Origin of the sequence: Streptomyces sp. URMC 127, from assembly GCF_051386535.1 — a bacterium.
Classification (GTDB): Bacteria; Actinomycetota; Actinomycetes; order Streptomycetales; family Streptomycetaceae; genus Streptomyces.
In genome coordinates, this window is record NZ_JBPQTW010000222.1 from 1 (window position 1) to 11,056 (window position 11,056).

The following is an 11,056-nucleotide window of genomic DNA, read 5'->3' on the forward strand; positions in this document are numbered from 1 at the left end:
GCCCTCCGGGGCTGCATGATTTACGGCCCCCGTGCGTCGTAGCGCGAGCCCGGCGCCTTCCCGCAAATCACGCTTTACGCCCCTTGCCGGGCCCCGGCCACCCCGTCCCCGCCCGGCCGTACGCGTCTGCAGCCAGTGGCCCCTGAGGGTCAGGAGGACGGCGGTGGCGATCAGGAGGAGGAGTAGTGATACCGCTGTCGCTCCTTCCGGGTCCTCCTGGAGGAGCAGGTAGACCCGGAGGGGGAGGGTCTGGGTCTTTCCCGGGAGGTTGCCCGCGAAGGTGATCGTCGCGCCGAACTCGCCCAGCGCGCGGGCCCAGGTGAGGGCCGCTCCCGCCATCAGGCCCGGCGCCACCATGGGGAGCGTGATCGTGCGGAAGACGCGGAGCGGGCTCGCCCCCAGGGACGTCGCTGTTTCCTCGTAGCGGGGGTGCAGGCCCGCCAATGCTCCTTCCAGGCTGATCACCAAAAACGGCATCGCCACGAAGGTCGACGCGATGACGGCGCCTGTGGTGGAGAACGGGAGTGTTATGCCTAGTGACTCCAGGGGCGGGCCCAGGATGCCCCTGCGGCCGTAGCCCTGGAGGAGAGCCACGCCCGCCACTGTGGGCGGGAGCACCATCGGCAGCATCACCAGGCAGCGGATGAGTGATTTTCCGGGGAAGTCCTTGCGGGCCAGGAGCCAGGCCAGGGGGACTCCGAGGAGGAGGGAGATCGCCAAGGCCCACGCTGACACCAGGAGTGACAGGCCCAGTGCTTCTGTCGCCTGGCGAGAAGTGAGGCGCGCCGGCAGCGTGCTCCACGGCGTGCGCGCCAGGATGCCCGCCAGGGGCAGGAACAGGAACGCCACTGCCGCCGTTGCGGGCAGCGCCAGCGTCAGGGGCGTCTTCCTCACGGCTGCTGGAAGCCCGCCTCGCGGAGCAGCTTCTGGGCCTCCGTGCTGCTCAGCCACTTCACGAAGTCTGTTGCCTGGGCAGCGTGCTGGGACGTCTTGAGGGTTGCTGCGGGGTACGACGCCACCGCGTTCTGGGCGTCGGGGATCGCTGTGGTGGAGATCTTGCCCTTGGCGGTCGTCGCGTCTGTTGCGTAGACGATCCCCGCGTCCGCCTCGCCCAGGCTCACCTTGCTCAGCACCGCCCGCACGCTCGGCTCCTGCGAGACCGGCTTGACCGTGAGCTGCTGCTGGTCCAGGACCTTCCTGCTGTAGCGGCCCACGGGGACCTCCGGCGCTGCCAGGACGACCTTGAGGTCGTCGCGGGAGAGGTCCTTCAGGGACGTGATGTGCTTGGGGTTGTCCTTGGCCGTGGCGATGGTCAGGCGGTTCTTCGCGATGACCGTGGGGGCGTTCGTTTCCTTGCCGAGGTCGTTCATCGTCTTCGTGTCCGCCGTCACCAGCGCGTCCGCAGGTGCTCCCTGGCGCACCTGCGCCGCCAGTTCCTGGGAGCCCGCGAAGGAGAACGTCACCTTGGTGCCCGGGTGCTCCTTCTCGTACGCCGCCCCCGCTTGTTTGAAGACGTCCGTCAGAGACGCTGCCGCCAGGACGGTCAGCGTGGTCGGCTGCTTGGCGTCCGTCTTGTCCTCGCCGCCGCAGGCTGCGAGGAGGGGGACGAGGAGTGCGGCTGCCAGGAGGGTGCGGCGGGTGTGCATCTGTTCTCCGTGGTCAGGTGCGGTCGATGTGCACGTTGGTTGCCTTCACGCGGGCCACCGCTTCCATTCCTACGGTCAGGTTCAGTTCCTCGACGGCCTCGCGCGTCAGGAGGGAGACCAGCCGGTGCGGACCGGCCTGGATCTCGACCTGGGCCGCCACGTCGCCGAGCTTGACCGCGGTGATGATGCCGGGGAAGGCGTTGCGTGCGCTGGTGTACCCGTCCTCGCCGTCGGCCGCCTCCGCCGCCAGCGACACCGAGAACGCGGCCAGGTCGGCCCCGTCGATGTGCCGCTTGCCCGCCTCGTCGCGGCGCGTCGGGATCCGGCCCGCGTCGGCCCATCGCCGGACGGTGTCGGCGCTGACCCCGAGCAGTTTCGCCGCCCGGCCGATGGTGTAGGAACGCATATGCGGCACGCTAAGGGGATTCAGCTTGTATGTGCAAGGTGTCTTTGGGAGTGGGGCTGGCGGGTGCCGCATGGGTGTCCTTCGGCGGGATCTCCCGCCGAGCGGCGCCGCCGCCCCGGTGCTCACGGGCGCCGGGATTCCTGAGCCGGGGCGGAGCCCCGGCTCAGATCGCTCCCTTGCGCGTCAGGTGCGTGAACGACAGCCAGCCCGGCAGCACCGGGAGCCACAGCGTCATCAGGCGGAAGAGCAGCACGGCCGGTGTGCCCTGCTCCGCCGGCAGGCCCGCCACCGTCAGCGCCGCCGTGAGGGCGAGCTCCACCGCGCCGACGCCGCCGGGCGTGGGCGCTGCCGAGCCCAGCGCGTTCGCGGTGAGGAAGACCACCGCGATGCTCGCGTAGCTCAGCTCGCCGCCGAACGCGCGGATCGCCGCGTCCAGGCACATGACGTTCGCCGCCGTCAGCAGCAGCATGCCGCCGATGCCCGACACCAGCTTCTGCGGGCGCTGCATCACGTCGAGCATGCGCGGGACGACGCCCGCGAACAGGGAGCGCAGGCGCGTCGAGACGAACTTCCGGAGGACCGGGATCGCCGCCACGACGAGCACGAGCACGGCCGCCGTCAGGAGGCCGCCGATGACCGTACGGGAGGGGCCGAGGGACGAGCTGCGCTCCGTGCCGGTGACGTAGCCGAAGGACAGCAGCAGCAGGATGTGGCAGGCCAGGCCGAACAGCTGCGACGCGCCCACGCTCGCCACCGCCAGGCCCGGGCGGACGCCCGAGCGCTGCAGGAAGCGGGTGTTCAGGGCCACGCCGCCGACCGCCGCGGGCGCCACGAGCTTGACGAACGAGCCGGCCACCTGGGCCAGCACCGTGCGGCCGAAGCGCACCTTCTCGGGCACGAAGCCCAGCAGGCTCATCGCCGCGGCGACGTAGGTGAGCGCCTGGAAGGCCACCGCGACCGCCACCCACGCCCAGTTCGCCTTGTCGACGAGGTCGCCGAACTGCACGTGCGTGAGCTGCGACAGCAGGAAGTACGCGGCGAAGGCGCCCGCGACGAAGCTGATGAGGGTGCGCGGCTTGATGCGCTCCAGGCGGACGGGCTCTATCGGGGCCTGTGGGCGGATCAGCAGGACCTGGCGGCGGATCTGGGCCAGCAGGTCCTCCTCGCGGGCCTCCTCCAACGCCTCGTCGATGGCCCGCTTCTCGGCCTGCCGCTCGGCCTTCAGGGTCTTGCGGTCGCTGACCTCGTCCGCCGCGGTCGTCTTCGTCTCCTTGGCGGCGGCCGCCGCCTCCAGGACCTTCTCGCGCTCGCGCTGAGCGCGCTCGCGGGCGAGCTGGCGCAGGGTCGCGCGGCTGATGCGGGTGAGGGCGATGGGCTGCAGGAGCGGGAGGCTGTCGGCGATGGCGTCGGGGCCGAGGACCGCCACGCCCGTGGCCACGGCGCGCTCGGCGCCGACCCGCAGGCCGAGCGTGACCAGGAGCTGGGCGACGTCCATGCGCAGGACGAGGTCGCCGGCCGCGATCTCGCCGCCGCGCAGGTCGGTCAGGACCACATTGCCGGAACGATCCACCAGCAGGGCGTCGCCGTCGAGCCTGCGGTGCGCGATGCGGCGCGACTGCAGGGCCTGCACCTGGCGCCACGCGCCCGCCATGAGCTCGTCGGTGATCTCCTCGGTGGGCACCTGGCCGAGGGGGCGGCCGCCGATGTGCTCGTAGACGAGCATCACGGCGTCCGGGCCCAGCTCGGAGGTGGCGATCAGCTTGGGGGCGTTGGCGCCGGCCGCGATGGCCGCGTAGGCGAGCAGCGCCTCCTGCTCCAGGGCCTGGCGCAGGGACAGCAGGCTGCGGCGCTGGATGATGCCCCGCAGGGCCAGCCGCTGCCAGACGCGGTAGAAGAATCCCTGCGCCTGTTGTTCGCGGTCGACGACCGTGACGTCCAGGGGCGGGTCGTCCTCCAGCGTGACGATGTAGCGGCGGCCGCGCTCGTGCGGCTCGGTGTCGTCGGCGCCGTCTTCGGTGCGCAGCGCGGTGACCGGCTTGAAGCCGACGCGGCGCAGGCCCGTCAGCAGGTGACGGCCCGTGGGGCGGACGTTGGGGGAGCCGACGGCGTAGAGCGTGCCGTAGGCGACGGTCCAGCCGATCAGCACGGTGGTGACGATCGAGAACGGCGTCGTGTAGCCGTTGACCAGGACGGCGAAGGCGTCCAGGAGGAGGACGGCCCACATGGCCACGCGCCAGCGGGGGCGCCGGGACATGCCCACGGCCGTCATGTAGGCGATGACCGGCGCCAGGTATCCGTGCACGGGGTCGGTGAGGCCGCCGGTGGGGGCCTGCTGGGTGAGGGCGTCGCGGATCGAGCCGGGGGCCGACCGGGCGACCCACAGGTCGGTGGCCAGGGACACGCCGTGCGCGAGCACGGCGGCCAGCACACCGTCGGCGATGCGCAGCCCGTCCCGTTTGATCAGCCGCTCGACGGCGAAGGCCACGGGGACGATGAAGATGGCGATGTTGGCCGCGAGGCCCGCGAAGCTCGCCAGCAGCAGCGGGGCGCGCCCCGTGCTGTCCTTGATGTCCTGTTCGAGGCCCGTCGTGGTGCCGTGGGCGAAGGCCGCGAGGGCCAGGACGAGGGCGATGCCGACGATGCCCAGGAAGAGCCGCACCAGGTCCGCCGGGCGGTGCACGCGCGCGGGCAGCAGGGGCTCGTCGCCGGAGACCCGGTCGATGTGCGCCTCGCCCGCGCAGTCGTAGCCGGGCTCGCCGGAAGCGGGCAGCGCTCGGCGAGCGCGGTCCTCTTCAGGAGGCTCCGCGCCCTGCTGCCGGTCCTTCTCTTCTTCTTGGTCTCGTATCACCTGTCACCGCCCGGAAGATGGTGGCACGGCCCCGCCGGGCGAGGGGGCATCAGGGTGCAATTCGGGGGCGCGGACTCCGGATCGTACGCCCTGTCGAGCGGACGCGCACTGTGAGTGACCGGGGGGTGGGCCTGTCGGTGGCGTACGGCACCATGGACCGGATGAGCGTGGACGAGGAGCTCCCCGAGTACGCGGAGCGCGTGCTGGAGGTCGCCGAGCGGATCCCACCCGGCCGGGTGATGACCTACGGGGACGTCGCCGAGTGGCTGGGTGAAGGAGGGCCGCGGCAGGTCGGGCGCGTCATGGCGCTCTACGGCGGCGCCGTGCCCTGGTGGCGGGTCGTCCGCGCGGACGGCGTCCTGCTGCCCGGCAGCGAGCTGCGCGCCCTCGCCCACTACCGCGAGGAGGGCACGCCGCTGCGCGAGGCCGGGCGCGCCGCCGAGGGGCACGTCCCCCGGATCGCGATGGCCCGCGCCCGCTGGGACGGCCGCGATCCGGAGCGTGTGACTCCGCACACCTGACGGTTCCGGGACCGGTCTCACCCGAACGGGTGAGACCGTGGAAGCCGTGCGCCGACTCCCGGGACGCGCTGCGTCCCGGGCGCCGCCTGGCGTAGCGTCGGCAACCGCCGTCACTCCCCGGCCTCCCGGCCCGCACGGCCGCACGACTGTCCGCAACCCCACCAGGACCGGCAATCCACGTGAGCTCCTCCCCGCCTTCCGGCTCGACCCGGCCGCAGCGCCCGCAGGCACGGCAGCCCTCTCCGGGCGCCTACCGCCTCGTGCGCACCCGGCCGGGCCCCACGGCCCTTCCTGAGCTGGACGCGCGCCAGCGCGCCGTGGTTGAGCACACGGGCGGCCCCCTGCTCGTCCTCGCGGGGCCCGGCACGGGGAAGACCACCACGCTGGTCGAGGCCGTCGCGGAGCGGGTGCGCCGGGGCACCCCGCCGGAGCGGATCCTCGTCCTCACCTTCAGCCGCAAGGCCGCCGTCGAGCTCCGCGACCGGACGGCCGCCCGGCTCGGCGCCGGAGCCGGCGCGCCCCGGGCCACGACCTTCCACTCGTACTGCTACGCCCTGGTCCGCGCCCACCAGGACGCCGACCTGTTCGCCGACCCGCTGCGGCTGCTGTCCGGCCCCGAGCAGGACACCGTCGTGCGCGAGCTGCTGGCCGGCCAGGCCGCCCTGGAGCGCGCCGGCCGCGCCCGCGTGCACTGGCCCGACGAGCTGCGCGCCTGCCTGACCACCCGCGGCTTCGCCGACGAGGTGCGCGCCGTCCTCGCCCGCAGCCGCGAGCTCGGGCTCGGCCCCGGCGCCCTCGGCGACTTCGCCGCCCGCACCGGGCGGCCCGACTGGGCGGCCGCCGCGGACTTCCTCGCCGAGTACCTGGACCTGCTCGACATGCGCGGCGTGCTCGACTACGCCGAACTCGTCCACCGCGCGGTCCTCCTCGCCGGCCGGCCGGAGGCGGCCGCCGAGCTCGCCGGCCGCTACGACGCCGTCTTCGTCGACGAGTACCAGGACACCGACGCCTCCCAGGTGCGGCTCCTGCAGGCCCTCGCGGGCGGCGGCCGCACCCTCGTCGCCTTCGGCGACCCCGACCAGTCGATCTACGCCTTCCGGGGCGCCGACATCAACGGCATCCTCGGCTTCCCGCACGCCTTCCCGCGCCGGGACGGCTCGCCCGCGCCCGTCGCGGTCCTCACCACCTCGCGCCGCTCCGCCGCCGGACTGCTCGACGCCACCCGGCTGCTCACCCGCCGGATGCCCCTCACCCGCCTCCCCGCGGACGCCGTCCGCGCGCACCGCGACCTCGCCGCGGTGCGGGAGGGCGGCAGCGTCGAGGCGTACACGTACCCGACCGCGGGCGCCGAGACCGACAACATCGCCGACATCCTGCGCCGCGCGCACCTGGAGGACGGCGTCCCCTGGCACGAGATGGCCGTCCTCGTCCGCGCCGGATCCCGCTCCATACCGTCCCTGCGGCGCGCCCTGTCGTCGGCGGGCGTCCCCGTGGAGGTCGACGGCGACGACATCCCCCTGCGCCAGGAGCCGGCGGTGGCGCCGCTGCTGACGGCGCTGAGAGTGGTGGCCGAGGACGTGGCGTCCGCCGCTGCCGCGGACGCCCCCGGCTCCGCTGCCATCGACCCCGAGACCGCCCTCACCCTCCTCACCTCCCCCCTCGGCGGCATGGACGCCGCCGACCTCCGCCGGCTCGGCCGCGCCCTGCGGGACGAGGAGCGCGCCGCCGGCGAAGCCGTGCCCCGCCCCTCCGACACCCTCATCGCCGAAGCCCTGGCCCGGCCCGAGCGGCTGGCCGTCCACGACCCCGCCTACGCCCGCGGCGCCCAGCGCCTCGGCGCGCTCCTGCGCGGCGCGCGCGAGATCCTCGCGGCCGGCGGCACCGCCGAAGAGGCCCTGTGGGCCCTCTGGGACGGCACCCCCTGGCCCGCCCGCCTGGAGCGCACCGCCCACCGCGGCGGCGCCGCGGGCCGCAACGCCGACCGCGACCTGGACGCCGTCTGCGCCCTCTTCGAGACCGCCGCCCGCGCCGAGGAGCGCACCGGCGGCCGCGGCGCCCTGAACTTCCTCGACGAACTCGAAGCGCAGGACATCGCGGCCGACACCCTCACCCGCAGAGCCGTCCGCCCGGACGCCGTGCGCCTGATGACCGCCCACCGCTCCAAGGGCCTCGAATGGCACCTCGTGGTCGTCGCCGGCGTCCAGGAGGGCCTGTGGCCCGACCTCAGGCGCCGCGGCTCGCTCCTGGAGGCCGACCGGATCGGCCGCGACGGCCTCGCCGAGCCGCTCAGCCCGGGCGCGCTCCTCGCCGAGGAGCGCCGCCTGTTCTACGTGGCGGCCACGCGCGCGCGCGAGCGCCTCGTCGTCACCGCGGTCAAGGCGGCGGCCGAGGACGGCGACCAGCCCTCCCGGTTCCTGACCGAGCTGGGCACCGAGCCCGTCGACGTCACCCAGCGCCCCCGGCGCCCCCTGGCCGTCGCCGCGCTCGTGGCGGAGCTGCGCGCCACCACCGTCGACCCCGCCGCCTCCGACGCCCTGCGCGCCGCCGCCGCGCAGCGGCTCGCCGAGCTCGCCGCCCTGCGCGACGACGAGGGCCAGCCGCTCGTCCCGGCGGCCCACCCGTACCGCTGGTGGGGCCTGCACGAGCCCACGCACAGCGAGGTGCCGCTGCGCGACCGTACCCGCCCCGTCGCCCTGTCCGGCTCGGCCCTCGGCCAGCTGGGCACCTGCTCCCTGCAGTGGTACCTGGGCCGGGAGGTCAAGGCCGACGCGCCCGCCACGGCCGCCCAGGGCTTCGGCAACGTCGTCCACGTCCTCGCCGACGAGGTCGCCTCCGGCCGTACCCCCGCCGACCTCGCCGTGCTCATGGAGCGGCTCGACTCCGTGTGGGACGCGCTCGCCTTCGACGCCCCCTGGAAGTCCGCGCAGGAGAAGGAGAACGCCCGCGCGGCCCTGGAGCGCTTCCTGCGCTGGCACGTGATGCAGCGCGGCGGCCGGACCCCCGTCGCGACCGAGCACCCCTTCGACGTCACGCTGAAGGCCGACGACTACCTCGTCCGCATCCGCGGCTCCATGGACCGCGTCGAGGCGGACGAGCACGGCCGCGCCTACGTCGTCGACTTCAAGACCGGCAAGGGCGCCGTCGCCGCCAAGGAGGTCGAGCGCCACCCCCAGCTCGCCGTCTACCAGCTCGCCGTCGAGCACGGCGCCGTCGACGACGCCTTCGGCGGCGCCCGGCCGCGGCCCGGCGGCGCCGAGCTCGTCCAGCTGCGCCAGGGCGCGGCCAAGAAGGACGGCGGCGACGCCCTGCCGAAGGTGCAGGCCCAGGAGCCGCTGGGCGAGGGCGAGTGGATCGGCGGGCTGCTGGCCGAGGCCGCGGGCCGCGTCCTGGACGAGCGGTTCGCGCCCCGTCCCGGCCAGCACTGCTCGCACTGCTCCTTCCGGGCCTCCTGCACGGCCCGCCCCGAAGGCCGGCAGGTCGTCGAGTAGCCCCCGGGAAGCGGCGCTGACCTGCGGCGATACGGGGGTGTCAGTGGCGGCGGCTAGCGTGGTGTGCCGTGACCCCGCGCCTGACCGACCCCGAGCAGCTCAAGGAGCTCCTCGGCATCCCCTTCACGCCGGAGCAGACGGCCTGCATCACCGCGCCGCCCGCCCCGCAGGTCATCGTCGCCGGAGCCGGCTCCGGCAAGACCACGGTGATGGCCGCGCGCGTGGTCTGGCTGGTCGGCACCGGGCAGGTCGCCCCCGAGCAGGTCCTCGGCCTGACGTTCACCAACAAGGCCGCGGGCGAGCTGTCCGAGCGCGTCCGCAAGGCGCTCGTCGCCGCCGGCGTCACCGACCCCGGGCTCCCGGCCGCCGCCGACCCCGACCGGGCCCCGGGCGAACCGCAGATCTCCACCTACCACGCCTTCGCCGGGCGCCTGCTGAAGGAGCACGGCCTGCGCATCGGCCTGGAGCCCGGCGCCCGCCTCCTCGCCGACGCCACCCGCTTCCAGCTCGCCGCCCGCGTCCTGCGCACCTCGCCGGGCCCCTACCCCGCCCTCACCCGCTCCTTCGGCGACCTCGTCGCCGACCTCCTGGCCCTCGACGGCGAGCTCTCCGAGCACCTCGTGCCCACCGGCGACCTCCGCCGCCACGACCGCGAGCTGCTGGCCGCCCTGGAGGGCGCCCGGCTCACCAACGCCGACCTGCGCAAGGTCCCCGAGACCGCCCGCGCCCGGCTCGAACTGCTGGAGCTCGTCGCCGCCTACCGCGAGGAGAAGCGCAAGCGCGACCTCCTCGACTTCGGCGACCAGATCGCCCTCTCCGCGGAGCTCGCCCGCACCCGCCCGGAAGTCGGCCGGATCCTGCGCGAGCAGTTCGCCGTCGTCCTCCTCGACGAGTACCAGGACACCTCCGTCGCCCAGCGCCTCCTGCTCTCCGGCCTCTTCGGCGGCGGCACCGGCCACGCCGTCACCGCCGTCGGCGACCCCTGCCAGGCCATCTACGGCTGGCGCGGCGCCTCCGTCGCCAACCTCGACGACTTCCCCGAGCACTTCCCGTACGCCGACGGCCGCCCCGCACAGCGCTTCGCCCTCAGCGAGAACCGCCGCAGCGGCGGCCGCCTCCTCGACCTCGCCAACGGCCTCGCCGCCGAGCTGCGCGAGCGCCACGAAGGCGTGGAGGCCCTCCGCCCCGCCCCCGGCGCCGAGCGCGACGGCGTGGTGCGCTGCGCCCTGCTGCCCACGCACGCCGAGGAGCTCGACTGGCTCGCCGACTCCCTCGCCCACCTCGTGCGCACCGGCACCCGCCCCGGCGACATCGCCGTCCTGTGCCGCACCGCCGCGGACTTCGCCCGCATCCAGGGCGCGCTCGTGCAGCGCGACCTCCCCGTCGAGGTCGTCGGCCTGTCCGGCCTGCTGCACCTGCCGGAGATCGCCGACCTCGTCGCCGTCTGCGAGGTCCTCCAGGACCCCACGGCCAACGCCTCCCTCGTCCGGCTGCTGATCGGCCCCCGCTGGCGCATCGGCGCCCGCGACCTCGCCCTCCTCGGCCGCCGCGCCCGCACCCTCGTGCCCTACGGCAGCGCCGGCGAGGACCCCGAGCGGCGCCTCGCCGAGGCCGTCGAGGGCACCGACCCGGCCGAGACGGTCTCCCTCGCCGACGCGCTCGACACCTTCCTCGCGGCCGACGGCCCCGGCGCCCCCCAGGACGACCTGCCCTTCTCCGCCGAGGCCCGCGTCCGCTTCGCCCGCCTCGCCGCCGAACTGCGCGACCTGCGCCGCTCCCTGTCCGACCCCCTCATGGACGTCCTCCACCGCGTCCTCGCCGTCACCGGCCTGGAGGTCGAGCTGTCCGCCTCGCCGCACGCCCTGGCCGCCCGGCGCCGCGAGACCCTCTCGCACTTCCTGGACATCGCCGCCGGGTTCGCCGCCCTCGACGGCGAGACCACCGTGCTGTCCTTCCTCGGCTTCCTGCGCACCGCCGCGCAGTACGAGAAGGGGCTCGACAGCTCCCTCCCCGGAGGGGAGGACACCGTCAAGGTCCTCACGGCCCACAAGTCCAAGGGCCTGGAGTGGGACGTCGTCGCCGTCCCCGGCCTCGTCGAGCGGACCTTCCCCAGCGAGCAGCCCCGCGACTCCTGGACGGCCCAGGCC

General features: G+C 74.6%; 7 protein-coding genes. 3 read left to right on the plus strand and 4 right to left on the minus strand.

Annotated elements, in window-relative coordinates; all coding sequences use genetic code 11:
- The 4 genes from ACSNOH_RS29360 to ACSNOH_RS29375 all read right to left on the minus strand — a co-directional run.
- The coding region (locus ACSNOH_RS29360) for an ABC transporter permease (protein WP_436724475.1) at positions 1-894 on the minus strand (894 nt) is incomplete at its 3' end.
- The gene (gene modA, locus ACSNOH_RS29365) at positions 891-1,646 is read right to left on the minus strand and encodes a molybdate ABC transporter substrate-binding protein (protein ID WP_436724476.1); all 756 of its coding nucleotides are present in this window, start codon (positions 1,644-1,646) and stop codon (positions 891-893) included. The genes modA and ACSNOH_RS29360, both read right to left, overlap by 4 nt.
- Positions 1,647-1,659: 13 nt before the next feature.
- Entirely contained in the window at positions 1,660-2,052 is a 393-nt protein-coding gene (locus tag ACSNOH_RS29370; RefSeq protein WP_436724477.1) for a TOBE domain-containing protein, read from the minus strand.
- A 163-nt stretch (positions 2,053-2,215) separates the two neighbouring features.
- On the minus strand, positions 2,216-4,900 hold the full coding sequence (locus ACSNOH_RS29375) for a lysylphosphatidylglycerol synthase transmembrane domain-containing protein (protein ID WP_436724478.1): 2,685 nt from the start codon (positions 4,898-4,900) through the stop codon (positions 2,216-2,218).
- 152 nt (positions 4,901-5,052) lie between these two features.
- On the opposite strand from ACSNOH_RS29375, the gene ACSNOH_RS29380 reads away from it, so the two are divergent.
- The 3 genes from ACSNOH_RS29380 to ACSNOH_RS29390 all read left to right on the plus strand — a co-directional run.
- Entirely contained in the window at positions 5,053-5,421 is a 369-nt protein-coding gene (locus ACSNOH_RS29380; protein ID WP_436724481.1) for an MGMT family protein, read from the plus strand.
- A 179-nt stretch (positions 5,422-5,600) separates the two neighbouring features.
- On the plus strand, positions 5,601-8,909 hold the full coding sequence (locus tag ACSNOH_RS29385) for an ATP-dependent helicase (RefSeq protein ID WP_436724479.1): 3,309 nt from the start codon (positions 5,601-5,603) through the stop codon (positions 8,907-8,909).
- 68 nt (positions 8,910-8,977) lie between these two features.
- Positions 8,978-11,056 (plus strand): ATP-dependent helicase (locus tag ACSNOH_RS29390; protein ID WP_436724480.1); only part of this gene is annotated, 2,079 nt, incomplete at its 3' end.

Bases quoted from the DNA above. Each gene is read 5' to 3' on its own strand.
- modA (WP_436724476.1), bottom strand. From the start codon at position 1,646: ATGCACACCCGCCGCACCCTCCTGGCAGCCGCACTCCTCGTCCCCCTC.
- ACSNOH_RS29370 (WP_436724477.1), bottom strand. From the start codon at position 2,052: ATGCGTTCCTACACCATCGGCCGGGCGGCGAAACTGCTCGGGGTCAGC.
- ACSNOH_RS29380 (WP_436724481.1), top strand. From the start codon at position 5,053: ATGGACCGGATGAGCGTGGACGAGGAGCTCCCCGAGTACGCGGAGCGC.